This window comes from Sorangium sp. So ce363 (genome assembly GCF_051520435.1).
In the GTDB taxonomy this organism is placed as follows: domain Bacteria; phylum Myxococcota_A; class Polyangia; order Polyangiales; family Polyangiaceae; genus Sorangium; species Sorangium cellulosum_B.
The window spans coordinates 11,620,746-11,646,671 of sequence record NZ_CP150333.1 but is presented as its reverse complement, the minus strand read 5'-3'; the positions used below and the strand labels follow the sequence as shown (position 1 = coordinate 11,646,671).

At 70.3% G+C, this 25,926-nt stretch carries 14 protein-coding genes; 3 read left to right on the top strand and 11 right to left on the bottom strand.

Annotation, left to right across the window (positions count from 1 at the left end; genetic code table 11):
- Positions 1-9 precede the first annotated feature (9 nt).
- The 8 genes from WMF12_RS43845 to WMF12_RS43810 form a co-directional block, all read right to left on the bottom strand.
- Positions 10-5,289 (bottom strand): pentapeptide repeat-containing protein, encoded by a 5,280-nt coding sequence (locus WMF12_RS43845; protein ID WP_437854642.1) that lies wholly within the window; start codon positions 5,287-5,289, stop codon positions 10-12.
- A 312-nt stretch (positions 5,290-5,601) separates the two neighbouring features.
- Positions 5,602-6,087: an SLATT domain-containing protein gene (locus tag WMF12_RS43840; protein ID WP_437854641.1), complete on the bottom strand. Its 486-nt coding sequence runs from the start codon at positions 6,085-6,087 to the stop codon at positions 5,602-5,604.
- A gap of 331 nt (positions 6,088-6,418) precedes the next feature.
- Positions 6,419-6,553, bottom strand: coding sequence for a hypothetical protein (locus WMF12_RS43835; protein ID WP_437854640.1), 135 nt, complete (start codon positions 6,551-6,553; stop codon positions 6,419-6,421).
- Between the two features lie 66 nt (positions 6,554-6,619).
- Complete coding sequence (locus tag WMF12_RS43830) at positions 6,620-7,993, bottom strand: M16 family metallopeptidase (protein WP_437854639.1); 1,374 nt, start codon at positions 7,991-7,993, stop codon at positions 6,620-6,622.
- Positions 7,994-8,013: 20 nt separating this feature from the next.
- Positions 8,014-9,537, bottom strand: coding sequence for a M16 family metallopeptidase (locus WMF12_RS43825; RefSeq protein WP_437854638.1), 1,524 nt, complete (start codon positions 9,535-9,537; stop codon positions 8,014-8,016).
- A 237-nt stretch (positions 9,538-9,774) separates the two neighbouring features.
- Positions 9,775-11,028: an outer membrane protein assembly factor BamB family protein gene (locus WMF12_RS43820; RefSeq protein ID WP_437854637.1), complete on the bottom strand. Its 1,254-nt coding sequence runs from the start codon at positions 11,026-11,028 to the stop codon at positions 9,775-9,777.
- A gap of 113 nt (positions 11,029-11,141) precedes the next feature.
- The gene (locus tag WMF12_RS43815) at positions 11,142-11,894 is read right to left on the bottom strand and encodes an SDR family oxidoreductase (RefSeq protein WP_437854636.1); all 753 of its coding nucleotides are present in this window, start codon (positions 11,892-11,894) and stop codon (positions 11,142-11,144) included.
- A 103-nt stretch (positions 11,895-11,997) separates the two neighbouring features.
- Positions 11,998-12,582, bottom strand: coding sequence for a TetR/AcrR family transcriptional regulator (locus WMF12_RS43810; protein ID WP_437854635.1), 585 nt, complete (start codon positions 12,580-12,582; stop codon positions 11,998-12,000).
- Between the two features lie 617 nt (positions 12,583-13,199).
- Between WMF12_RS43810 and WMF12_RS43805 the strand changes: the two genes are divergently transcribed.
- Entirely contained in the window at positions 13,200-16,142 is a 2,943-nt protein-coding gene (locus WMF12_RS43805; protein ID WP_437854634.1) for an SBBP repeat-containing protein, read from the top strand.
- 231 nt (positions 16,143-16,373) lie between these two features.
- Here WMF12_RS43805 and sigJ read toward each other — a convergent pair whose 3' ends face one another.
- Positions 16,374-17,255 (bottom strand): RNA polymerase sigma factor SigJ, encoded by an 882-nt coding sequence (gene sigJ, locus WMF12_RS43800; protein WP_437854633.1) that lies wholly within the window; start codon positions 17,253-17,255, stop codon positions 16,374-16,376.
- 5 nt (positions 17,256-17,260) lie between these two features.
- Positions 17,261-18,283: an NAD(P)H-dependent oxidoreductase gene (locus WMF12_RS43795; protein WP_437854632.1), complete on the bottom strand. Its 1,023-nt coding sequence runs from the start codon at positions 18,281-18,283 to the stop codon at positions 17,261-17,263.
- 547 nt (positions 18,284-18,830) lie between these two features.
- Here WMF12_RS43795 and WMF12_RS43790 point away from each other — a divergent pair.
- Both WMF12_RS43790 and WMF12_RS43785 read left to right on the top strand, forming a co-directional pair.
- Positions 18,831-20,483, top strand: coding sequence for a ricin-type beta-trefoil lectin domain protein (locus WMF12_RS43790; RefSeq protein ID WP_437854631.1), 1,653 nt, complete (start codon positions 18,831-18,833; stop codon positions 20,481-20,483).
- 76 nt (positions 20,484-20,559) lie between these two features.
- The gene (locus WMF12_RS43785) at positions 20,560-21,813 is read left to right on the top strand and encodes a trypsin-like serine protease (RefSeq protein WP_437854629.1); all 1,254 of its coding nucleotides are present in this window, start codon (positions 20,560-20,562) and stop codon (positions 21,811-21,813) included.
- Here WMF12_RS43785 and WMF12_RS43780 read toward each other — a convergent pair.
- Positions 21,794-25,573 carry a S8 family serine peptidase gene (locus WMF12_RS43780; protein WP_437854628.1) on the bottom strand — a complete coding sequence of 1,260 codons (3,780 nt, stop codon included), beginning with the start codon at positions 25,571-25,573 and terminating at the stop codon, positions 21,794-21,796. The genes WMF12_RS43785 and WMF12_RS43780 overlap by 20 nt on opposite strands.
- Positions 25,574-25,926: the final 353 nt, after the last annotated feature.

Here is a 25,926-nt window from a genome sequence, read left to right as displayed (position 1 = left end):
GCGTTCCGCCTATACCATGCCGCTCCCGGGCGGCGTTCCGGCGGGCGGGAGCGCGATGAGGGGCTCGTCGTCGGGGAGGCGGAGGGGGTTCGGCAGGTAGGGATCGAGCTCGCCGGGCTCGAAGCGGCAGAGGCCGATCACGTGCCAGAAGGAACCTGCGATGTCGCCGCCGAACCTGTAACGACCGTCGGGGGTGAAGGCGGCCCATCCCTCGGCGCAGGGCAGGAGGATCGCGAGACATCGGCCGGTGGCAACCCGCCAGAGGCGGAGGGTGCCGTCGGTCGAGGCAGAAGCGAGGAGCGTGCCGTCAGGGCTGAAGGTGACGCTCACCACAGGGGCAGTGTGGCCCTTGAGAGCGCCGAGGGCTCGACCGCTTCCGGCCTCCCACAACCTCACGATCGTGTCGTACGAACCCGAGGCCAACGTTCGGCCGTCAAGGCTGAACGCCACGCTCGTCGCCCCCTTGCCATGGTCCTCGAAGACACGGAGCGCTCGCCCGCTTTCGACCTCCCACAACCTCACGGTCGTGTCATTCGACCCCGAGGCCAGCATCCGGCCATCGGGGCTGAACACCACGCTCGTCACCACCTTGCCATGACCCCCAAAGGTGCGGAGGACTCGGCCGCTTTCGACCTCCCACAATTTCGTGGTCGTGTCATTCGACCCCGAGGCCAGCGTTCGGCCGTCAGGACTGAACACCACGCTCGTCGCCGCCTTGCCATGGCCCTCGAAGACGCGGAGGGCTCGCCCGCTTTCGACCTCCCACAACCTCACGGTCGTGTCATTCGACCCCGAGGCCAGCATCCGGCCATCAGGGCTGAATCCCACGCTCGTCACCGCCTTGCCATGATCGCCCAAGGTGCCGAGGGCTCGCCCGCTTTCGACCTCCCACAACCTCACGGTCGTGTCATGCGACCCCGAGGCCAGCGTCCGGCCATCAGGGCTGAACGCCACGCTCATCACGTGATGGCTGTGGCTCTCGAAGACACGGAGGACTCGACCGCTTTCGACCTCCCACAACCTCACGTTCGTGTCATGCGACCCCGAGGCCAGCGTCCGGCCGTCAGGACTGAACACCACGCTGGTCGCCACCTTGTTATGTCCCCCCAAGGTGCGAAGGACTCGACCGCCCTCGACCTCCCACAACCTCACGGTCGTATCATTCGGCTCCAAGGCCAGCGTCCGGCCATCAGGGCTGAACGCCACGCTCATCACGTCATGGCTGTGGCTCTCGAAGACGCGGAGGACCTGCCCGCTTTCGACCTCCCACAACCTCACGGTTGTATCATTCGACCCCGAGGCCAGCGTTCGGCCGTCAGGACTGAATACGACGCTGTTCACCCGGGCGCCATGGCCCTCGAAGACACGGAGGACCTGCCCGCTTTCGACCTCCCACAACCTCACGGTCATGTCCCGCGACCCCGAAGCAAGCGTTCGGCCATCAGGCCTGAACGCCACGCTCGTCACCATCAGGCCATGGCCCTCGAAGACACGGAGGGCTCGGCCGCTCTCGACCTCCCACAACCTCACGGTCATGTCATCCGACGCCGAAGCAAGCGTCCGGCCATCAGGGCTGAACACAACGCTGTTCACCCAGTTGCCATGACCCTCGAAGACGCGGAGGACGTGCCCGCTGTCGACCTTCCACAAGCGCATTGCGCGCCCCGCCCCCGAGGCCAGCGTTCGGCCGTCAGCGCTGAACACGACGCTCCTCACCCCGACGCCATGGCACTCGAAGACGCGGAGGACTCGCCCGCTTTCGACCTTCCACAACCTCACGCTCGAGTCATCGGACCCCGAGGCCAGCGTCCGGCCATCAGGGCTGAACGCCACGCTGTTCACCGGACCGAGGTGTCCAGCTATCCCCCGGATGGCTCGCCCGGAGACCACATCCCAGAGCCGGACCGAGCCGTCGCCATGGCCCGTCGCGAGGAGATCTCCCGAGGGATTCCAGGCCACCGCGTTGCACGATGACGCCGGTATCCACATCAGGTCAGCCCCGGAAGGCCGAGGTGGTGCCGCCCCTTCCGCCACGAGCGACGCGACGGCCACCCCCCGGGCGCCGACCAGCTTGGCGCCGCGCAGCGTCGCCCCAGCGAAATCCGCACCGGTCAAATCCGCGTCCACGAGGCGAGCAAACGACAGGTCCGCGCCCCGGAGATCGGCGCCCATCAGCGAAGCGCCGCGCAGATCCGCCCGTCCAAGCCGCGCCGAGAGGAGCGAGGCGCCGGCCAGCCTGGCCTCGACCAGCGCGGCGTTCGTGAGGTTGGCGCTCGCCAGATTGGCGCTCCGAAGATCCGCGCGGTTGAGGTTCTGCCCGCTCAGGTCCTGGCCGGCCAGGTTCACGCCCTCGACCACCTCGATCTCGTCCTCCCCGACGACCGCCGCCCCCTGCTCGCTCTTCTCCAGCAAGCGCACGATCCGCAGCCCGTTGTCCTTCGCATGCCCCTTGGCCGCCCCGTGCAGCACCCGCGCCGCCCACGCCGCCGCCTGCTCGCGCCCCGCGAGCGACACGAAGAAGTCCACCATCAGCTCGCTCATCTCGTCGGCCGCGAGCGCCGCGCTGTCCCCTGTGTCATTCACCTCCCGCGCCGCCGCCTCGGCCACGAGCCACTCGAGGACCGAGCGGTGGACGAACGAGAAGGCACCCTCCGCGTCCCGCACGAGCAGCGATCCCGAGCCGATCAGGAACTCGACCATCGCCCGCTCCAGCGGCGGCCCGTCCTTCGGCTGTACGCCCTTCACGAGGCTCTCCGGCAGCTCGGCGATTCCGACCGCGCGCGCCCGCCGGTCCCACAGCAGCCGCGCGAGCTCGGTCATCGCGCCCCGGAGCGCCTCGCGCGAGATGCCACGCGGCGCTCCCCGCGGGTTGGCACGCCGGTGCTCGTGGTCGAGCCACTGCTCCACGAGCAGCTCGTACAGCTTGGCCGCGGTGATCTCCCCCGTCCCCTCCTTGGCTTCGAGGAGCTTTCTCTCCTCGATCTTCGCGATGAACCCGAGCATGCGCGGGTTCTCCGAGAGCCCGAGCAGATCGCTGACCTCGTGGAGCAGCCGGTACCGGGCCTCGGCCTCCGCGGGCTCGGGGATCAGGTTGCCCAGGAACCGCCGGATCTGTGGCTGCCCGAACCCCTCCAGCTGCACGAGCCGGTAGCCCTGCACCTGCTCCGCCCGCCGGGCGAGCTCCTGCTCGATCTGCCGGTCATCGAGGAAGTGCTGCGTCCGGCTGGTCACCACCACCTTCGCGATCCCCTCGGCCGCCTGCATCACGGTCTCGAAGTGCTCGAGCACCCGGTCGTACGTCAGCCGCAGGGCGAGCTCGTCGAAGCCGTCGAAGAGCAGCGCGATCCGCCCCTCGGCCAGCATGTAGCCGAAGGCGCGCGGGTCGATCGGCTCGTCCGCGAGCGCGAAGTGCTGCGCGACAAGCACGCTCAGCGAGCGCTGCTTCTCGAGCCGGCTCATCTCGATGAGCACCGGCACGAGCGGGTGCTCCTCCCTCACCATCCGCCGCGCGAGCTCGTGCAAGAGGAACGTCTTGCCCGCGCCGAAGTCGCCGAGCACCAGCACGAAGCGCCGGCGGGGCGCGTCGAGCAGCTCCCACAGCGACGCGAGCGCGCTCTCCGTGACGCTCTTCTCGCGGTCGCCGAGGCTCACCACGGCCGGCTGCTCGACGTAGAGCCACGGCGGGTAGATCGGGTCCGCCTCGAGCCGGTCCGTCTGCCGCACGAGGTACCGGCCGAAGTCGATGAGCCCCTGGTACTCCGAGAAGCTCTTGAGCACGACGCCGCGGCGCCATGCGCGCTCGATCAGCGCCGGCGGCGCCTGCGGGCCCGCGTGGATCAGCGTCGATCGGAGCAGCGGATCCTGCTCCCGGAACGGGCGCTCCACCTCGGTCACGTAGCGCGCGACGAGCTCCTCCGTGATCGACTGATCGAGCGCGCCGATCACCCGCAGGTCGACGAGCGATCCGTCCCGCGCCGCCAGCTCGAGCACGCCCGCGAACGGGGGCGGCGTCCGGTGCCTCGTGACGGTCGCGCCGGGCGTGCGCAGCAGCGCCACGCGCTCGATGCGCTGGAGGAAGCCGTCGTGCCGCTCCTCGAACGCGCGCTCGCCGCGCTCACCGTCGCCCGAGGTGCAATCCACCTCTCCGGCCGGCCCGCGCCGCCCCGGCAGCTCGCGCTCCGGCCGCGGCGCCGGCGCGAGGTGCTTCTGCAGGAACGCGACCAGCACCGCCGCCGAGGCGCGGCACGCGAACGCGCGGAAGCTGTCGTCCTTGGCGAGGTCGGCGTGATCGCTCACCGCCTTCACGAAGATCGACCGCTTCTGGCAGCGGCCCGCGAGGTCGCCGATCGCCGCGCCCTCCATCTCCAGGCCCAGCGTGCCCCGCACCACGCGCTGGAGGTCGCCCCAGACGCCCGGATCCTGCACCACCGCCGTGAGCGTGGCGACGGCCCCGACATGCACGCAGAGCGGCGGATCGGACGGCGGACCGTCCGGGTGGAGCAGCCGCTCCTCCAGCGCCTTCTCCCGCCCGGCCTCGGTGAGGCGCAGCGCGCCGCCCTTCATCGCGGCGAGCCCGTCCTTCACGGCCTCCTTGACCCGCGCCGTCCACCCCGGGCAGGCGCGCCTCCGGTCCGCGTGCGCCACCGGCGAGGGCCCGCCCTCCGCCTCGTGCGCGTGGAGGGCGTCGAGGAGCCACCGCTGCTGGGACTCCCGGGAGGGCGGGCGCTCGCGGGAGAGCGCCGCGAGGTCGAGCTCGCGCGCGAGGAAGGCGGCGTCCATCTTCCACGTGGCCGCGAGATCGAAGGTGCGCACGTCGTGGAGGCGCTCCGCCTCCTTGCCCGGCGGCGCGACGCGTTTGCCCTCATCGAAGCTGTAGAGCCGGTCGGCCACGATCACGTCGCCGAGCGCCACCTTGCGGGGGTCGCCCGCGCAGATGCCGCACATCGCGAGGCACGCAGGATCGAGCTCGGCGAGGAGCTGCTGCCCCCGGATCGCCGCCGTGCGCTGGCCTGCCTCGCCGATCCACGCCGCGGCCACCGCGAGCGACCCGCCATGAGCGCTCGGAAAGGCGCGCCGGTAGTAGCGAAAGCCGCCGAGGTCCCGCAGCTCGCGCCACCCCGCGGCGCCGCCATCGCCATGCGCGAGCACCCCCTCGAGCTCGTCCTGGAGCGCCACGACCACGAGCACGTCGATCGGCCCGACGTCGACCTCCGCGCCTGCGTCCGCGCCTCCCCGGCCCCCGTACCGCGCCTCCGCCGTGTCGTGCTGCGCCTTCGCCACGCAAGGCATGGTGCAGCCGGAGCGAGAGGCGCCGCAATAGAGTGAGCGACGTCGCCTTCGCCTGGGAGGGCGCTTCGGAGAGAATCGGGCCGCGGCGACACCCGCAGGTGATCGAGCTCCGCGGCGCCGAGGCGATCTCGAGCCTGTACCGCGATGAGCTGGCGCTGGTCGCCCACGACCCGGCGCCCGCGGTGGACCCAATGCACGCGTTTACCCAAGCGCAGGTCGAGGTGCCCCGGAAGACGCCGCGGGGAAAGCTCGGTTCGGCCCGACGCCGGAGCTCGTCGGGCTCGACGAGGTGGCTCGACCGCAGCGATCTATCTACGCATTGCCATCCTCTGAGTCCGGAGCTCTTCGAAGCCTCGACTCCGTGAGCGCACCGATGTTCTCCGGGCTTGGCACCAAGGGGACCCATTGCTCATGCGAGAACATCACGATCTCAGCGACCCGCTTGGCGAGCAGGCGATCGCGGTCGGCCGCTCTTTCGAAGCCTGCGAATCCGAACGAATGTGCCGCCTGCAAATCCTCGATGCGCCGCTGACACGTGCGGTACAGCGCCCAAAGCTGCTGAGGCTTTCTCAGCTGAAGCCATGTCGTCATTCCCGCTGCCAGCAGCGAGAGCAGCGACGGCACCAGCTTGCTCAGCCAGAACCCCTCGCCGAGCATGACGAAGACCGGCGCCACCAACGTGCATGCGACAGTGGCGGTGAAGCAGATCAACGCCTCGGCCTTGTTGTGATCCGCCTTTCTTTCGAAGTGCAGACGCCACTTCCCCGCATAGCTTACCGCGTCAATCTCGTCGGCCATGGTGATTCGAACTTTGCTGTCTCTCGAGGAGAGCGCGCTTCCAGTTCGCCGCTACGTATCGCGCCCGAGGCGTGCAGGTCGAGGCTACGCGCACCTCTGACGGTGGATCAAGTCGGCCGGGATGTCGTAGGGAGCCAACCGGGAGCCATCCTCGGCCCATCATCAGCCGCAGGCGAACCCTACGCGCAGGAGTTCCGTCCATGCCGCTCACGAAGACCTCCGCAGCTCGACGGCTGCCCCCACATCATCGCACCCGGCCGAGGGGCCAGGGAATCCAGATGTCGGCAGCAAACGCCGATCGCGCCGGGAGCCTGGCAGCTCTATTTGCCGCTCAGAGCTTTCCAACTCCGGCCGACGCGGGCACGACCGTCTTCACGGCGTTCGCGTCGCTCGTCAGCGCAGAGGAGTACGAGTACGGGATGTCCGCCGCGCAATTGGCGGGATAGGCGCGCGACGTGCGGCTCACCTCGACGTTCGAGATGCGCTCTGCCTTCCCGGGTGAAGGGCCCGGGCCGGATCCCCGGCGCGGCGATCACCTGATGGTGGCGAACGGCTTGATCTGCGCCTCGATGGCTGCCCGATCCCCGGCGATCACGATCGTCATCCGCGAGTCGTCGAGGTACTTCTGCGCCACACGTCGCACGTCCTCCGGGGTCACCGCGAGGACGCGCTCCACGTAGGTGTCCAGGTGATCGTCCGGCAGCCCCTGGAGGTCCACGTCCTCGAGCGCGTTGATGAGGCTGCCTCGCGACGACATCTGCAGCGCGAACGCGCCGGCCATGTAGCGCTTGATCGAGGACAGCTCCTCCTGCGAAGGCGGCTCGGCCTGGAGCCGGTCGATCTCGGCGAAGATCTCCTTGAGCGCGGGACCCGTGACAGCCGTCGTGATCTCGGCGGCCTCTACCCAGTACGCGGTCCTCCGGTGGTCCACGAGCACGCTCACGGGCGAGTACGTATACCCCTTCTGCTCGCGGATGTTGCTTATGATGCGGGACGAGAAGGCCCCGCCGAGCAGCGTGTTCGTCACCTCGAGAGCGATGCTGTCGGGGTGGCGGCGCTCGATCACCGGCAGGGCCAGGCGCACGACCGACTGCGGCGCGCCGGGCCGGTCGATGACGTGGATCTCCCGGGCGCTCCGGCCGACCGGAGGCGTGCGTTTGGGCTCCGCGCCGCGCTTCCAGCTGCCGAAGGCGTCGCGGATCGCAGCCTCCACCGCGGCCGCGTCGAACCGCCCAGCCACATAGAGGTGCGCGCGCGCCGCCGCGAAGTTCGCCTCGTGGAAGGCGCGGGCGTGCGCGGCCGAGTACCCTTTCAGCATGGCCGGCTCGGGGAACACGCGGCCATAGGGGTGCCCGGGATAGAGCAGGGCGCTGAGCTTCTCCCGGGCGAGCTGCGCGGGATCGGACTTCGCGATCGACAGGGCGCGGAGCAGGTCCGCCCGGATCCGGGGCACATCGGCCTCCGGCAGCCTCGGCCGCTGCGCCACGTCGGCGATGAGCTTCACCAGCTCCGGGCCGCACTCGGAGAGCGCGTCGCCCTCGATCTCCGTCGTATCGAAGCCGACGTCGACCGCGAGCTGCCCGCCCATGCGGGCCGCGGCCAGCGCGATCTCCTCCGCGCTCCGGGTGGTGGTGCCCTCCTCCATCAGCTCGCCGGTCAGGCCAGACAGCCAGACCTGATCGGCGGCCTCATCGATGTTGCCCGTGCGCACCGAGAGCTCCACCGTCACCTTCGGCAAGGTGCCAAAGGGGATCAGGGTGGCCCGCATCCCGTTCGGCAACGTGAGCTCCGTGGTCGATGGGACGTCGACGTCCCTGGGGGGGCCTGGTCGGGGCGGCCCTTCGGCGCGCGCCGCAGCGCCGAGGAGGGTGAGCGAGGCGAGCGTGGTGAGCACAGCGCGTTTCATGAGGGCCTTTCTCCGTCTACCTACCTGTCGGCCCTCTTCGGGCTCTTCGTCTCGGTTTGCCCCTGCGGCAGGCTGCCCGCGGCCGGCTCCTCCGCAGCGGCCGGCTCCTCCGCGGCCCCGGGGGCGACGGTGAGCACCGTCCGGTTCGTCGGCCTCAGGTACTCGCGCGCGGTCGCATGCAGGAGCTCTGGCGTGATCCGGGCGAGCTCCCCCTCGATCCGGTTGAGCCGCTGCGGATCGTCGTCGAAGAGCGCAAAGCAGGCGAGCAGGTCCGCCCGGCCGAGGCCGTGCTCCGAGTCGACAAGGTCGTAGAGCTCGGAGCGAGCCTTCAGCACGGCGAGCTCCAGGGTCGCCCGATCGACGGGCTCGCGCCGGACCCGCTCGATCTCCTCGTCGATCGCCGCGAGGATCACGTCTGCGGGCTTGTCGGCGTCGTGGATGAGATAGGCGGTCCACAGCGCCGGGCCGTTGATGTTGAACATGTTCCCGAGCCCCACATTGATGCCCCCACCCACGCCGCCGGTGAGGCCGCGCCGCCGCACGAGGGCCTGATGCAGGCGGCTGTCATCGCCTCGGAGCAGGATCTGATGGAGCAGGCCCATCGCGTAGTACTCGGGCGTGTTGCGCGGCGGGGCGTGGTAAGCGACAGCGAGGGCGGGGCGGGTGGCGAGCGCGTCGGTCCTGCTGGCGCGCTTCTCCTTCTCCTGGCGCGGCTCGGCGGTGTCGGGCCGCTCCGGCTGCGGGGACCGCGGGATGTCTCCGAGGTGCTCCTTGACCCACGCGAGCGTCTGCGCCGGATCGAACTCGCCGACGACCGCCACGACCGCGTTGTTCGGCGCGTAGTAGGTGCGGAAGAACGCCGTCACGTCCTCGAGCGTCGCGGCGTCGAGATCCCTGAACTCGCCGTAGAAGTTGTGCGCGTTGTGCCAGTTCTCGTTGGCGAACTGCGGCATGTCGAGCCACGGGAAGCCGCCGTACGGGGTGTTGAGGATACTGCCCTTCACCTCGTTCTTCACGACGTCCTTCTGGTTCGCGAGGTTCTCCTCGGTGATGTCGAGGCCCCGCATCCGGTCGGCCTCGGCCCAGAGCATGATCTCCACGGTGTTGGAAGGAACGGTCTCCCAGTAGTTGGTGAGGTCGAACCGGGTCGAGCCGTTGAGGACTCCGCCGTGCGCGTTGACGAGCCGGATGAACCCCATCTTTCCCAGGTTCTGCGAGCCCTGGAACATCATGTGCTCGAACAGGTGGGCGAACCCGGTGCGATCTTTGGGCTCGTTGCGGAAGCCGATGCCGTAATAGACGGCGACGGTCGCGATGGGGGCCGTCGTATCGCGCGAGAGGACGACCTTCAGGCCGTTGTCGAGCTTGTGGTACGCGACGTCGACCTGGAGCCGGGCCGGGGCGCCGGGCAGCGCGGGCGCGTCAGGCGCGGCGGGCGGCGGCGAAGCAGAGCTGGGCGCGTCGCTGGTACAGGCCGCGCCAGCGCAGAGCGAGGTGGCGAGCGCGAGGGCGAGAAGGCGGATCCGGATCGAGGGCAGGAGCATCGTGGGCGCCTTGGCAAGGACTGCGGATCAAAGGCGGGCCAGAGGAGCGGCCGGCCAGGGCGGCTATGCACCGTGGGATGATGCCAGCGCGATGTCGATCACCTGATGCTGCGTAGAGACATGGCAATGGGGTAGTCGTCGCCGTCGCGATCGCGCCCGTTCGCAGGTCGCCGCGGCCTCCTCCTTCGAGGCGCCAAGGACGAACTCGACCGGTCAGGCCTCCGCCGACACGGCGCTTCAGTCTCCGCGGGTCTCCACAGGCCTCCCGCCGATCGACGCAGCGGTGAGCCCGTCGGCCTGCACCACGCACGCCTGGATCGGCCGGCCGAGCGACGCGCGCCCCGCCACGGCCCCGCGCTGCGCTTCGAGGAACGAGATCCCTCCGCGCGCGTCGCACAGCGCGAAGCCGCCCGCGTAGGCGGCGCCGCCGAGGAAGTCGGCCTCGCCGGCGTGCGCCCAGGCGAGCGCGCCGGAGCGCGCGTCGAGGCCGACCGCGGCCCGGTAGTACGTCGCCACGTAGCGCTCCGCCTCGATGCCCGGCGGGCCGGCCGCGCGGGGGCGGGCGTAGAGCCGCGCCCGGTCCTCGGCCAAGGCGGTCGGCGCGAGCACCTCGGTCCCGGCGGTCATCCAGACCGGCGCCCCGGGCAGCTCGCGCGCCGGCAGCCGCGCGGTCGACGCGCGCCCGGCCGCGCCGAGCCCGATCGAGGCGTCGAACCGCGTCGCCGCCTCGCCGCCGAAGAAGACCGCCCCGCCGAGCAGGAAGGCGCGGCTCACCTCGGTGCGGAGCTGCGCCCGCGCCACCTCGCCGCCGGTCTGCAGGTCGAACACCGTGACGTAGCGACCCTGCCAGGGCAGGAACGCGTAGCGCCCCACGACCGCGGGCACGCCGATGGCGGCGGAGTCCTCGATCTGGCGCAGCACGAGGCCCTCGCGGCTCACCGCGAGCACGACGCTCGTGGTGCCGGTGGTCGACACGAGCGAGACCACGGTGGTCTCGCCGTCGTCACCCGCGCCGCGGAGCCTGCCACCGGCGCGCCGCGTCCAGAGCAGCTCCCCGGTGCGCGCGTCGAGGGCGAACAGCTCGCCCCGGCCGAGCCCGACGACGACGCTCCCCGCGACGGCCGGGCGCGCGTCGAGCGGGTGCGCGAAGGTCCACGCCGGGCCGCCGTCGAGCGGCACCCCGACGAGCTCGGGCGCGCCCGCGCCCGCGACGACGCCGACCGCCACGTCGGCGCCGAGGGGGATGCGCCTGCCCGCGAACCGCTGCTGGAAGGCCGCGATGCCCGCGCCGCCGTCGTCCTTCCAGCGCGGGTCGAACGCCTCGCCCTGCGTCTGGCCGCCGCCGCAGGCGACGGACAGGGCCGCGAGCGCAGCGCAAACAGGGACGAGCGGCGCGCGGGCGCGGGCGGCGGCGCAGAGCGCGCGCGGGCGCGGGGCTCGTCCGCGGGCCGTGGCCGGAATAGCCCTGTTCGAATCAATGATCTCGGGCACCTGCGTCCACGTTCCGGCGATCCCCCGCATGCGGTGTGTTCCTGCGCCGGTCGTAGCGTGGCTTCGGCTCACCGAGCAAGTAGGGGGGTTTCTGCGAGCAGCGCTCTGGCAGCTCACGCCGAGAAGGCGCCGTCGATCGTAAGGCTCACGCCGTTGATGTAGGTCGACTCGGGCCGGGCCAGGTACGTGACGAACCGCGCGATCTCGTCGGGGTCGGCGATGCGCTTCTCGGGGCTCATGTTGCGCACCCAGTCGACGTGCGGGCCGTCGGCCGGCATCATGTCGGTCGTCGTCGGGCCAGGCTGGACGTTGATGACCGAGATCCCGCGCGGGGCCAGATCCAGCGCCAGCCCGCGCACCAGCCGGGCGACCGCGGCCTTCGTCATCCCGTACACGGCCGAGCCGGCGAGCATCGCGCGCTCGGCGATGTTGCTGCCGATGACGAGGATCTTCCCGCCGCGCGAGAGGTGGTTCGCCGCGGCCTTGGCGGCGACGAACACGCCGCGCACGTTGACGGCGAGCATCCTGTCGAAATCCTCGAGACTGTATTCCTCCACGTTGCCGAAGATCAGGATGCCGGCGTTGTTCACGAGGACGTCGAGCCCGCCGAGCGCCCTCGCGCCCTCGGCGATCGCGCGCTCGAGCGCGCTCGCATCGGCGCTGTCGGCCTGAAGGGCGATGGCGCGCCCACCCCCGGATTCGACGGCCGCGACGAGCTCTCGCGCCCGGTCCGGCCTGCTCACGTAGGTGAAGGCGACCGCCGCGCCCTCCCGCGCGAGGCGCTTCACGATGGCCGCGCCGATGCCGCGCGATCCGCCGATGACGATCGCCTTCTTCCCCGCGAGCGGCCCGATGTCGTTGTTCATGTTGAGCTCCTTTGTGTCGTTGGCTGTTGTGCTTCGGTTTACTTGAACGATCAGTCAAAAATAGCGCGCGGCGAGGGCGGGGCCCGGAGCGGCCGCCGCGCGATCAGCGCGGGCGCAGGCTCTGGACCGCGAAGGCCGCGACGTCGCGGAGGGCTTCGGTCGATGCGCCGGCCTTGGCCTGCACCTTCATCCCGCTGAGCGTGGTCGCGAGGAAGCGAGCGGCCGCGCGGCTGTCGACCGCGCGGCCGATGTCGCCCTTCACCTTGCCGTCGTCGATGACGTCCTTGAGCACGGTCTCCAGCAGCGCGGCGCTGGTCGCGGTGAGCGCGCGCACCTCGTCGTCCTCGCGGGCGAGCTCGCAGACGGCGTTCACGCCCATGCAGCCGAGGGAGCGCGCCGCGCCGTGCTCCTCGGCGAGGTCGACGAGGACACGCTCGAGCGCCGCGAGCGCGCTCGGTCCGGCCCGGAGCTCCTTGATCACCGAGGCGATGCTGTCGGCGTTGTAGGCGCGGAGCGCCTCGAGGAACAGCCGTCGCTTGTCGCCGAACGTGTCGTAGAGGCTCTGTCGGCCGATCCCCATGGCACGGACGAGATCTTCGGTCGAGGTGCCGGCGAAGCCCTTCTCCCAGAAGACCGGGATGACGCGCCGGAGCACCTCGTCGCGATCGAACTCCTTGGGACGGGCCACGGAGAGAGCATGATCGTTCTGGACTATTGAGTCCAGAAAAAAAGAGCAGGGCACCGGGCCTGCTTTCCTGCTGCTCTGGCCGTCGGGGCGCTGGAAGCGCCGTGTGCTCGACCGCGGGGCGGCAGCGCACCAGCCGAGGGCGCCCCATGGGCGTCCAGCTGCGGATGGGGGCCGCGATGGAGCCCGCGTCCCTGGATGAAGCGCTGCGTCCCTGGGTGACGAGCACGCTGCCGCATATGCCCCCTGCACGGAGGCGGAACAATCCCGTCCCTGGAGCGGCGCTCACCTGCGCGCGGTACGGGCTCAGCCGAGGAGCTCGGCCTGCGGCCAGGTGGTGCAGATCTGAAGCTTGAAAGGTCAGGCACGCTCGTTGCTCATGACGCCCGCACTCCCCGCGACCCCCGCGAGAATCGGAGCGCGATGAGGGGCTATCCGGAAGCTCTGAGCTTTCGGCGGCGAGGAACGCGCGCTCGTCGAGGACCGGCGGCGTCAAGGCCGGGCGCGCGACCTCACAGAGGCTGGATAGTACGGGGGCCACCAGCAAAGAGAATGAAACATCGGTTTCTCCCAGCCTCAGGGCCATTTCGAGTTCGCATCATTCACTGCGAGGTTCAATCATGAAACGATTTCATTGTGAGACGCTCTCCGTGTGCATCCTGGCAGCGGGCGTCGCCGCTTGCAGCGGCTCGACCGGCGATCCTCTGCCGGTGGGCTCGACGGGAGGCCCCCAGCCCGACCAGGCTGCGCCGATCTCCTCCGGGGACGACGGCGCCGGAGCGGAGGGGGATGATCTCGCCCCCGCCGGGGAGCTGAACGACGATACCAGCGCGACCGAGGAGGAGCTGAGGCCCAAGGAGGACGACTCCCCCCTATCCACCCTCCCGTTCGACCCCACGGGGAGAGATAGCCCGAAGGGCCTCCCGCTCCCCTTGCAAAACGTGACCTGCCCCAGCTTCGAGGGGTTCACGTGGCATGACGAGACTCCCACGACCGGCGCCGACCTCGGGAACGCGGTCGCCGCGTCCTGCGACGCCGTCTACCAGGTCGGGTCCACCACCGGGGCCATCTCGGGCGAGGTGAACAGCGGCGCGAGTGACGCCTTCATCCGCAAGGTCGGGCAGGACGGGAACCTGTTGTGGGGCGCGCAGGTCGGCACGTCGGCGAGCGACCAGGCGACGAGCGTCGCCGTCTCCTCGGCCCAGTGCCCCACGAGCGGCAACGAGTCGCTCTACGTGGTCGGCCACACGAGCGGCGCGATCGAAGCCGGCCAGCACAAGGGATCGTCGGACGCCTTCCTCGTCAAGCTGAACGCAAACGGGACCGAGGCGTGGCGGCGCCAGTTCGGTACGGCTGTGGTGGATCAAGCGTGGTCTGTGGCCCACGCACCTGACGGCAGCGTCTACGTGGTGGGCTCCACAGGCGGGAATCTCGCCGGGGTGAACCCGCCGCCGACGAGCGGCACGACGTCGCTGTTCGTGGCGAAGTATTCGGCGAGCGGCGATCCTGTCTGGACCAGGCAGCTCGGAGTGAACAACAGGACGACCATCGCGCGCAGCGTGTCCGTCGGAGCCGATGGGCAGGTCTACGTCGCCGGTTACACCACCGGCGCGCTGGCAGGCCAACCGTACGCGGGCGGCAGCGCTGACGCCTTCGTCGCCCGCTACAGCGACAGCGGTGCTCTGGGCGGGGTGGCTCTCCTCGGCACGAACCTCCAGGACCAGGCGTTCAGCCTGACCACTGCGGTGGAGTCGGGTCAAACCGTCGTCTACGTCTCCGGCACGACGAACGGGAACTTCCCCCCTTATGCCTCTTCGACGGCGTATGACGCCTTCCTCGCCAAGCTGGACGCGAGCCTCACGACGCAATGGATCCGGCAGACAACGGCGAGCGAGAACGTCTCCGCTACGTCGGTGGCCGTCATCGGTGGATCTGTCGTGTTGACCGGCCAGACCCCCCGCGACCTCGACTCCGACGCGTCCCTCGGGAGCGCGGACATGTACCTGCGCGAGTACAGCGCGGCGGGGGCACACCTGCGCACCGAGTACATCGGCACGAACGCGACGGAGGCGGGACAAGGCGTCGCCGTCGATCCGAGGGGCAACGTCTTCCTGACGGGCAGGACGGACGCGCCGTTCTGCGGTCACTCCTTCGGCGGCGGTGGTAGCGACGCCCTCCTCGTCAAGGTCATGAAGGGGTGCCGGGTGGACACCGCTGATTCGTCCTGCAAGCCCGCCGTGTGCTGGGGAGACCCCCATTACGTCAGCTTCGATAATGTCGCCTTCGACTTCCAGGGGGAGGGCGACTTCGTGATGGCGACCAGCACGGCCACTCCCGATCTGGAGATCCAGATCCGGCAGTGCCCCGTGTCGCCGGGCGTCTCGACCGGCCGGGCCGTGGGCGCGCGCATCGCGGGTGATCTCGTGGAGTTCCACGCGAACGGCGCGCTCTACTTGAACGGGCAACAGGCGACGGTGCCGTCGAGCGGCGCGCTCGCGCTCGCCGGCGGCGGGAGCGTCTACCAGTCCGCGAGCGGCAGGACCGTGCTGGCCTGGCCGACGGGAGAGCGGCTGGCGGTGCGTCCAAGGAGCTATGTCCTCGGCTTGTACCTGGACATGCTCTTCCTCGTCCCGCCGGCCAGCGTGGGCAATATGGTCGGCCTCTTCGGGAACGCCGATAACGACCCCACCAACGAGTTCATGATGGCGCGGGACGGCAGCGTGCTGAGCAGCGCGCTGACGTTCTTCGAGATGTACCAGGACACGAACAGCTACGCGGACGTCTGGCGGGTGGGCGCCGCCCAGGGCGACGTCGCGCTCATCCAGCAGGGCACGCCGTGCGGCGATCCGGCCGGTCCCGGGCAGCCAGCGTGGCTCAACAACCTGACCCCCGCGCAGAGGGCCGCGGGCGAGCAGGCCTGCGCCGGCATCACCGACGAGGCCGTCAAGCAGACGTGCATCCTCGACGTGGGCCTCACCGGCGACGCGAGCTTCGCGGACTCGGCCCAGGAGGTCGCCACGGATCTCGCGAGCCACGGGCAGGGCGGGCCGGTCATCAACAGCCCCCGCAGCGTCTACTTCAATCAATTCACCGGATCCATCGGCCAGGAGTGGGCGTCCATCGTCACCAGCGTCACCCCGCTCGGAGACCGCACCTTCCTGGGGCAGTTCGGCAACGAGACGGCGCACCTGACGCTCAACGATCTCGCCCCCCACACCGAGCTGACCGTCAGCTTCGACCTCTACCTCATCAACGCTTGGGATGGTGATGGCCCCTTTGGCCCCAGCGTCTGGGCCGCCTCCGCGGACGGCGTCGAGCTGCTCAGCGAGTCCTTCTCCAACACCATGAGCTCTCAGAGCTATCCGCTGGACGGGAGCCTGGCCGGGGCGGGAGCGCTCGAGGTGAACACCCTCGCCTATCCGTACGGCGATTCCGTGTACCGCATGAAGCTGGTCTTCCCGCACTCCGCGCCCGACCTCGCGCTCGACCTGTCCGCGACTGGGCTGACCGGCCTCTTCGATGAGGGCTGGGGCGTGACCAACTTCGAGGTCCAGGGGCGCTGACGTTCGCCGAAATCGCCGTGAAATAGTGAGGGGGGGTTGAGATGAACGAGGATGCGGCGCACCGCCTCTGGGTCCGTGATCGTGGAGAGCGCGCGCATCCTCCGTTCGCACCTCGGGCATCGCAAAGCATCGAACCCGAAGGTGCGTTTCATGAGCACGGCCCCCCGCACGCATCCTCTCCTCTCGGTCAGCCGCTGCTCTCCAGCCCCTCCCTCGCCGGGCCCGCGCCGCTCAGCCAGCCTCCGCGAGGAAGGCTGCGAGCTTCTCTGGGTTGCGGTGGGCATAGATCCCTCGAATCACGCCCTCGTCGACGCTCACGCTCACGGCGGCGATCAGCCGATCTTCGTCGTGGACCAGGAGCCCCGGGGAGCCGTTGAACCACCGCAGCACGAAGCGGTAGCGGCCATCGGGGTGCGCCGTGGCGCTCCAGACGCGGGCGAAGAAGGTGCTCACCGCGTCCGCGCCGCGGAGCACATGGGTCACCGTCTCGGCCTTGCCGCCCCCGTCCGCGTGGAGCTCCACGCCCTCCGCGAGCAGGCTGCGGAGCTCGTCGATCCGGCCGGCGCGGGCGGCGTTCAGGAACGCGGTCAGGAGGCGCTGGTGCTCGGTGGACGACGCCGCGAACTTCGGCCGCGCGTCGCGGACCCGCGCGCGGGCGCGGGAGGCGAGCTTCCGGCACGCCGCGCTCTCTTTGCCGAGCAGGGTGGAGATCTCGTCGAAGCTGTAGCCGAACACGTCGTGCAGCAGGAACGCGGCGCGCTCCTTCGGCGTCAACCTCTCGAGGGCGTGCATCAACGCCACCGAGACGGTCTCGTCGATCTGCGGCTCCTCGTCAGGGCTCCGCGTATCCTCCATCAACGGCTCCGGCAGCCAGGTGCCCACGTACGTCTCTCTCCGGGAACGCGCCGATTGCAGCGTGTTCAACGCGATGCGGCTGCACACCGTGACGAGCCACGCGCGCGCGTCGCGGATCTGGTCGATGTCTGTCTGGCTCCACTTCAAGAACGTCTCCTGCACGATGTCGAGAGCGTCGGCGCGCGTGCCGAGCATCCGGTAAGCGAGCCCCTCGAGGAGGGGGCGGTGGCTCTCGAAAAGACGCGTTCGGTGATCCATGACGGTTACTCGATGGCGTTGGACATCAGCACGGCGAAGCGCCAGCCCTGCGCCGTCCGCCGGAAAACATGCGTGTACTTCTGCCGCGCGGCGAAGACGCCCGCGGTCCCGCCGCGCCGCATGGCCACCTCTTGCCGGCCCACCTCGACGGCCAGGTCGCCGCTCCGCTCGATCCGCTCCGGCGTCTTCCTGAACGACGCGAAGCTCGCGCTCCGGAAGAGCTCCGCTTCGCACGCGAGGAACCGCTCGCGGCCGGAGACGACATCATGCCCCGGGATCAGGAGCTGGATGTCGTCGGTGCAAAGCGCCGCGTAGGCCTCCGCGTCGCCCCGCTGGATGGCAGCGGCCTGCGCAGCCCGCAGCCCGCCGATCTCCCGGCGATCTTCCTCGGTGAGCGGCCCGAGCCACACCGGCTCTCCAGGAGAGGCGAAGAGATGGTCGATCTCGGCCCGCGCGCACGCGACGCGACGCGACCGAGAGGCCTCGTCTCCGCTCATCCCATCCAGCGAGATCACGTCGACCTTCGTGACGCCGATGAAGGCCAGTATCGCCCGCAGCGTGCGGGTCTGAAGCTCGTCCTCGGCGGCGGGCGAGGCGACGCCGCCGCGCGCCGTCACGATGGACGCCGACTTGCTTGTAAGGAGGCCCACATAGCGCCCTTCTACCTGTGCAAACGTACGGTCATTGCGGATGACGTGATCGAAGTAGGCCTTGAGGGTCGATGGCAGCGTGAGGTTGTACAGCGGGCTGCTGATCAGCAAGTGATCGGCCGAGCTCAGCTCATCGATCAAGGCGTCGGACAGCACGAGGCCCTCGGGCGGCGGCCCCCCGGAAGGCGGCGTGGGCGCGAGAAACGCAGCGATGGTCACGGCGTCGAGGTGCGGCACCGGATACCGGGCGAGGTCGCGAACGATGACGCGGCCGCCCGGATTCGATTCTGTCCAGCGTACCTGGAAATAGTCCGCCACGCTCCGCGAGATTGACCCTTGCGTACGGGCGCTTGCATCGATTCTGAGCAGTCTCTTCATGTCCTCTCCGGGTGGGGTCCGCTCCCAGGACAAGGCAGCCCCCCGGAATGTGACCGCCGGCGCAGCCCGGACGCAGGCGCTCACGCCCGAGCGCTGCGGCGATGGACTGCCGAAGGGGGCCAGCGGGCGATGTCACGTCGAGCCGCTGCTGCCGCCGGGCGCCGCGCGGGCGTCGGCTCCTTGCCCCGAGATCTCCCCGGAACGCGCTCCAGAAGAAAAAAAGATGTGCCCGTCTTCGAATCCATGAAGGCCGGCCGGGCTCGGCGGCATTCAAAGGGCACAGGTTGACGATCGCACAGAGGAGGGTCCCAGGGCGGGCTCGCGCTCGAGCGGGGCATCGCCGTGTCTCTCGAGGTCCTCCCGCAGGGAACCCCCCGCGGACGCGACGAGAGGGACGACCGATGATCCGCAGCCAGCGCCGCAGGCCTCCGCGGGCGCCTCCGGGCTCGCCGGAGCGCCGCTCGGATCCGAGGGCCGGGACGACGTGGCTGCGCGAGGGCGGAGATCTCTCGATCTCGGCGCATCGCTCGCCCATGGAGGAAGACTCATGATCATGCGGAGCAGGTTCGGTGTTCAGGCGATATTCGGTCTCGGGCTCGCGCTCCTCCCGGGGTGCGTCGGAGAGCCCGGCGCGGACGGGGAGGGCGCCGGGAGCTCCTTCGACGCGCGCACGGAGCTCGCGTTTCCCGGCGTGCGCGGCCGCGTCGAGGAGCGCATCGTCGATCTCCCCGGCCTGGGGCCGCGGAAGGTGGTTTACGAGCGGATCGGCGGCGTGGCGGTGCTCGAGGGCGATATCCTCCTCGACGAGCGGGACCGGCAGGCGCGCTCCGCGGCGCGGCTCGTCGGCGCCTCCCGGTGGCCGGGCGGGGTCGTCCCGTACACGATCGACGCGAGCCTGCCCAACCAGGCCCGGGTGAACGACGCCATCGCTCACGTGCAGTCCGTGACGCCGCTCCGGTTCAAGCTCCGCACGACGGAGGTCGATTACGTGACGTTCCGGCCGAGCACCGGGTGCTCGTCCCTCGTGGGGCGGAGCGGCGGCCAGCAGTTCATCGACCTGGCCACCGGCTGCTTGACCGGCAGCACCATCCACGAGATCGGGCACGCCGTCGGCCTGTACCACGAGCAGTCGAGGGCCGATCGCGACGAGACGATCACGGTGCACTTCGAGAACATCGATCCAGGCCACCAGCACAACTTCTTCTCGTACGTCGATAGCAACAGGGACGGCGTGGACCTCGGGCCATACGACCTCGGCTCGATCATGCACTACGACGCCTTCGCGTTCTCCGCCAACGGCCAGCCCACGATCACGAAGAAGGACGGGTCGACCTTCACGTCGCAGCGCGTGGGGCTGTCGAACGGCGACATCAGGGCGCTGGAGGCGATGTACGGCCGCCGCGTGCGGCTCCGGACCGGGGTCGCCTCGAACCGCTGCCTCGACGTGTCGAACAGCGGCACGGAGGAGGGGGCGACGGTGCAGACCTGGGAGTGCAACGGCACGAGCGCCCAGGAGTGGCTGCTCACGCCGAGCGGCGAGCTGCGGAGCAGCGTGGCCCCGAACCGCTGCCTCGACGTGTCGGGCGGCGACACGACGCCCGGCGCGCAGGTGCAGACCTGGGAGTGCAACGGCACGGACGCCCAGAAGTGGACCCGGAGCGCGAGCGGCGAGCTGCGGAGCGCGCTGGCCGCGAACCTCTGCCTCGACGTCGCCGGCGGCAGCACCGCGGAGGGCGCGGCCGTGCAGACCGGGACCTGCAGCGGCTCGAACGCCCAGAAGTGGAGCGACTACGTCGAGATCCAGAGCGACCTGAGCTGGAACCGCTGTCTCCACGTCGCCGGGGCCAGCTCGACCCCGGGGACCAACGTGGCCCTCTGGGATTGCGACGAGAGCAACGGGCAGCAATGGTTCTACTCGCCGAGCTTCGAGCTGCGGAGCGCCATCGCCGACGACCGCTGCCTCGAGGTCGACGCCACGGGCGCCGTCCAGTCCGGCACCAACGTCCAGATCGGCGTGTGCAACGGCAGCAACGCCCAGAAGTGGCTCTGGACGGCGGCGGGCAAGGTGCTGACCTTCCTCAACAGCGGGCTCTGCCTCGACGTGAGCGGCGGCGCGATCGATCTCGGGACGAACGTCCAGATCTTGCAATGCAACGACACGCGCGCGCAGCGCTGGATGAGGCCCAGCATCAGCTTCTGAGACGGTGAGAGGCGGTGAGGTGCCGAGGCGGCGAGAGGCGGTGCGGTTCATGATGTCGCGAAGGCGCCTTCGGCCCGTGTCGCTCCTCGCCCTCGCCGCCCTCTCCGGCTGCGCTCCCCGGGACGCGCTCGAGGGCGCGGCGGAGCGCGTCGGCGAGCATCGGGCCGCGATCCTCGGCGGCGCGCTCGACGCGGCGCGCGACTACGCGGTCGGCGTCGGGGACGAGGGCGGCGCCTCCTGCTCCGGCGTCCTCGTCTCGCGCCGCGTGGTGCTCACCGCCGCGCATTGCCTCGATCCCTCCGCCGGGCCCGGCGGAGGGATCACCCGGATCTACTTCGGCGAGGATCTCCGCCCGGGCGCGGCGCCGCTGCCGGCGGTCGTCCGCGCGGTCGCGGCGGTGCGGCACCCGGGCTTCGACGAGGCGACCTTCTCCAGCGACCTCGCGATCGTCGAGCTCGCCGCCGCGGCGCCGGTCGCCCCGGCGCCGCTCCTGCGCGAGGCCATGGACGGCGGCCCGCGGTACGTGGGCCCGCGCCTCGCGTTCGTGGGGCACGGCATCGACGAGGCGGGCACCTCGCTCGCGCGCCGCGTCGCCGTGTTCCCGATCGCCGCCGTGGGGCCCGCGGACGACGTCGGCCTGGACACGGACAGCGGCCCCATCGACGCGACCCAGCTCTACGCGCGGAGCGCCGGCGGCAACACCTGCTTCGGCGACTCCGGCGGCCCCGCGCTCCTCGCGCGGGGGGGCGTCGAGCGCGTCGCCGGCGTGAGCTCCTACGGCGACCCCCACTGCGAGATCGACGGCGTGAGCGCCCGCGCGGACGCCCCGGCGATCGAGGCGTTCATCCAGCCCGAGATCGACCGCATCGAGGCGGGCGATCCGTGCCGCGGCGACGGGATCTGCGGCGCGTCGTGCGATGTCGGCCCGACGCTGACCGATCCGGACTGCGCGGAGGCGCATTGCGGCAAGGATGGGATCTGCGCGGTCGCGTGCGTCGATCCCGTCGATCCCGACTGCGCCGGCCCGGACCGCTGCGGCCCCGACGGGGCCTGCGACCCAAGTTGCCCGGACATCGACGCGGATTGCGTGCCGCCGCCGGACGGCGAGGCCGCGGCGGGCGGGCGTGAGTCTGGCGCGGCCGGGGAGCCCGGTGGATGCGCGCTCCGGCCGTCCGATCGCGACGGCGAGGCCGCGCGCCGGCGGCGCGGATGGCTCGTCGTGGCGGCGCTCGGGGCGTGGGCGAGGCGGGCGGCCGGCCGACAGCGCCGCTGCCTCTTCTTGTTGTGCCTTCTCCCTGACAGCCTCTCGCTCAGGGAACCGTCGTGTTGAGCAGGAGCTGATTCGCCTGGCTATAATTCCCCAGCATGAGATCCAGGTCCCCATCGCCATCCATGTCGCCGACGTCCCCGTCGGCCGTCAAGAGGAGGGTCTGGGTGAGCCAGGGGGCGTCGATCTGGGCGAAGTAGCCGCCGGCGTTCGTGTACAGCGAGTGCTTGCGCGATAACATCGAGGGGATGTTGCCCCGCAGCATGACGATGTCCACGTCGCCGTCCATGTCGAAGTCGCCGAGCTCGACCTCGCGAGCGTCGGCGTCGTAGGCGTGCGCGCTGATCCGGCTCGCCGTCACGTTGGCGAAGTACCCGGTCCCGTTGTTCGAGAGCAGGACAGTCTGACCCCCGCTTGCGGGGGCGAACACCAGATCCAGGTCCCCATCGGTGTCGAGGTCCGCAGCCTCGACGTCGACCGACTTGAACGTCGTCACCGGCGAGCTAGCGCCCAGACGACCGTTGGCGTTGACGAACGGGCCTCCCTGGGTGTTGCGCAAGAACATGGTCGTGGTGCCGGCCAGGATGAGATCGGGATAGATGGCTTGACGGATCGCGAGGCAATCCGCCTGCTGGGCCGGCGTCACCGCGCCGCTCGCCACGAGCCCGGCGACCGATCGCTTGGGATCCGAGCAGATCCCACACAGGGCAGCAGGGCGGCCAGCGCACGCGGAAGCGTTGACGTCCGCGATCTCCACGCACAGCGCCTTCTCCACCGTGATGTTCTGCGTCGTGGTGCCGAACCAGAAGCTGCTCTGGTCGGTGAACACGCCGTTGCCCCCGTTGATGAGCAGCGTCGAGTTGCCCGGCGAAACGTTCCCGAAGAACGCGTCGAGATCGCCGTCGGCGTCCACGTCGCAGAGCTCGACCGCGCGATCCGACATCGTGGTCGATGGCAGGCGCCCGGTCGTGGCCACCGCGAAGGTGCCGCCGGAGTTGAGGTACAGGGCGGCCTGCTTCGACGCCGTCGTGCCCGTGACGGAGTCAGCTGCCGCGATGATGTCCATGTCGCCGTCGCCGTCCACATCGCCGGAATCCACATCGGTGTGAATGACCAGCACGCTGGGGAACTGCAGCGCCGTGACGTCCACGAGGTGGCCGCCGTCGTTCCTGAGCAGGCGCGGCTGCATGAGAGCGACCGAGTAGGGCGTGATGAACACGTCGAGATCACCGTCGTTGTCGATGTCGATCAGGTCGATGTCGCTGGTCGCGGTCGTCGTGCCCAGCGGGACGCGCCCCACCGTGCCGTCGGTGAACAGCGGCTGCGGAGGCAGCGGCGCGGTGAGCGCGGCGTGCGCGTCGACGATGCCGCCGGTGCGGGTGAGGCCGGCGAAGGCGGGCAGCGGCGCGGCGGTCTGCTCGATCATCTTCACCACGCGCACGGGGTCACCCCGCAGCTCGCTGTGCTGGGACAGGAGCAGCCCGGCAACGCCGCTGACCATCGGGGTGGCGAGGGACGTGCCGTTGGCGCCGAGGAAGGTGTTCGTGCCAGGCGCCGCGACCGAGACCGTCTTCGCGCCATAGGCGGACGATTGGCCGCCCGTCCAGACGGAGCGGTTGCCGGACTGGTCGCTCGCCGCGACCACGATCTTGTTGGGCAGCCCGAGATGAGCGGGGAAGTCGGCGACGAGCGGATTCCCAAACGAATCGACTGCGTCGAGGTTGGTCCCCCAGTTGCCCGCGGCGGTCACGAACAAGAGGTGGGAGACGCCGAGGTCCCAGACGGCCTCCGTCAGGTCATGAAGGGCGTCCTCGGGAGTGTACGAGATGCCCGTCCAGCTGTTGAAGCTGCCGCCGAACGAGCTGTTGACGATGTGCGCACCGTTGCGCGCGGCGTACTGGTACGCCTCGAGGATGGCATCGTACGTCGGGGCGGCGACGGTCGTTGGTGTGCCGTTCACGATGCGCGTCTCCAGGCGCCCGTTGCCCAGGGGCATGATCTTGACCCGCTGCATCACGCCGGTGTAACCGGCGCAGTCGTCTCCGATCTCGCCGAGAGCCCCCGCCACGATGTCTCCGTGCGTGTTTCCGGTGTCCACGGGCGACGGGTCGTTCGGCCTGAGCGGGCTGCCGCCGAGGTCTTGCCCCGGGCGCGCGAACTGGAAGCCGCGGCAGTCGTCCGGATAGCCGTTCTCGTCATCGTCTCGCGCGGCCCCGTCGCAGTCCTGTCCTTCGGGCGCGCCTAGCAGCGCGCCCGGGGGCAGGGCGTTGCAGGCGACGCCGCCGGGGCCGATCTCGTCGGCGATCGAGCCGTCGCCGTCGTCGTCCAGGTCGTTCGTGTAGATGCGCGCGACGTCGGGATCGAGCAGATCCGTCGCGCCGTCGCCGTCATCGTCCACCCCGCAGCCGCCGGGGCAGCCGTCGCTGTTCAGGTCCGACCGCGGGCAGGTCCCGCCCGTCGTGAGTGGCATGCAGTCGCTGCTGCACGGGGGCGCGGCGCAGCACTCGTCCGCGTTGAGGTAGATGTTGTCGACCAGCGGATGAGGGCCCGGGCCGCTGCAATTGTCCGTGCCGTAGTACGCCCCCTGATAGTAAATCACGCCGCTGTCGACCACCGCGACGACGACATCGTGGGATCCTCGCTGGATATCCCAGGCGGCGTCCACGTTCATCGCCTCGATGTACCAGTCCTGCGTATAATAGAATGGATCGTTCGGCACATAGGTCGGCACGGCGATCAGGTTGGGCAGGGCGAGCCGCACCGGCTCGCCGCCCGCGAGGAGCGCCGAGAGCGCCTCCCTCTCCGTCCCCTTCGGCACGGTGACCACGCCCATGTCCGGAGTGATCTGCCGCGCGAGCGCGCCCTGTACACCGGAGAGGACCCTCCCGCGCTCCTCCGTCGACGTGCCGGAGCTGAACTTCACGATGAGCTCGCCCGGCACCATGGACGCGAGGGACACGACCACGATGTCAGAAGCGCTCTCGTTGCCGTCGATGTCGGTCGCGACGATGTGGACCCGGTTGGGCGTCAGGAACTCACCCGGGTCGTTCCGGAGCGGCAGGTCGATGGAGAACTCTCCTGCCGGAGTGAGCGCCGACGCCTGCGCTGGCGCATCGCCGATGCTGACGCTGACCGATCGCGCCAGCGTGTTGTCCTCGACGCGGCCTCGCAGGGTGAATGTCCCCTGAGCCACGATGTCCCCCTTCGCCGAGGACCTCGCGTAGTCCTCGGCGACGCGGAGCCTCGGGGCCTCGTCCGTCGCGCCGAGGCGGATGGCGTCGAGCCGGCAAGGGCCCGTGGCGCCCCGCGGGAGATCCAGCGCGATCGTGAGCCGCAGGTCGTCGTACTCTGTCTTGAGCGCCGCCACCAACTCGGCAGGCAGCTCGAAATCGACGCGTGTGAACTGACCTGCCGCTCCCTGGGGGAGCGCGACCTCCTGGATGAACCGGCGCTCGATCCCCTGGGAGGGCAGCTCCACGAACAGGTGGACGTGCCCCAGCGGCTCCGCGCCGGGCGGCGCCTCCGGGAGCGACAGGCTGATGGAGAGGGTGGAGTGGACCGCCGCGAGGGTGCTGAGCGGCGCGCTCACCAGCTCGTGGTACCCGCTGCCGGGCACCTCGAGGCTCTTCTCGCCGTGCGCGCGCTGGTCGCTCGCCTGCGCGGCGCCGCCATCGAGCGTCCACGCGCCCGCGTCCTCGAACCCGAGGATGCTCTCGTTCGACGGTCGCGCCGCGCCGGCGCTCGGGGCGCCGCCCGGAGCGACGCTCGTGCCATCGCAGCTGCATATCAATGCTGCGGCGACGACCCATCGTCCACGTTTCATATCATTCTCTCGCTGATGCCCGAAGATTGAACCAAGATGGAAGTCGGCAGGTCCACGATGGAGGGCCTTCAGGGGGCGTGCTGCATGACGTGCCTGTCGCCGGCCCGTTGGACGCCGGCCCGCGTGTCGGGCGTGCACCGGGCGCCAGGCAGGCATGGCAATGCGCATGCCCGCCGGTTCTGCACGCGCGGCCATGTCTTTCGGCCGGCTTCTCTCGCGAGGGCGGGCGTGAGGTGGCGCGATGTCACGGTGCGACGGCCCGCTGTCACGTGACAATGTCACGTGACAGTCACGGGACACGAGCCGGCCCGCCGCTCCGGCCCCCGGCTGGCCTCGACGAAGCACGTCTCCGG

Coding starts and splice junctions, on each gene's coding strand:
- WMF12_RS43845 (WP_437854642.1), bottom strand. CDS start 5,289: ATGCCTTGCGTGGCGAAGGCGCAGCACGACACGGCGGAGGCGCGGTAC.
- WMF12_RS43840 (WP_437854641.1), bottom strand. CDS start 6,087: ATGGCCGACGAGATTGACGCGGTAAGCTATGCGGGGAAGTGGCGTCTG.
- WMF12_RS43830 (WP_437854639.1), bottom strand. CDS start 7,993: ATGAAACGCGCTGTGCTCACCACGCTCGCCTCGCTCACCCTCCTCGGC.
- WMF12_RS43825 (WP_437854638.1), bottom strand. CDS start 9,537: ATGCTCCTGCCCTCGATCCGGATCCGCCTTCTCGCCCTCGCGCTCGCC.
- WMF12_RS43815 (WP_437854636.1), bottom strand. CDS start 11,894: ATGAACAACGACATCGGGCCGCTCGCGGGGAAGAAGGCGATCGTCATC.
- WMF12_RS43805 (WP_437854634.1), top strand. CDS start 13,200: ATGAAACGATTTCATTGTGAGACGCTCTCCGTGTGCATCCTGGCAGCG.
- sigJ (WP_437854633.1), bottom strand. CDS start 17,255: ATGGATCACCGAACGCGTCTTTTCGAGAGCCACCGCCCCCTCCTCGAG.
- WMF12_RS43795 (WP_437854632.1), bottom strand. CDS start 18,283: ATGAAGAGACTGCTCAGAATCGATGCAAGCGCCCGTACGCAAGGGTCA.
- WMF12_RS43790 (WP_437854631.1), top strand. CDS start 18,831: ATGATCATGCGGAGCAGGTTCGGTGTTCAGGCGATATTCGGTCTCGGG.
- WMF12_RS43780 (WP_437854628.1), bottom strand. CDS start 25,573: ATGAAACGTGGACGATGGGTCGTCGCCGCAGCATTGATATGCAGCTGC.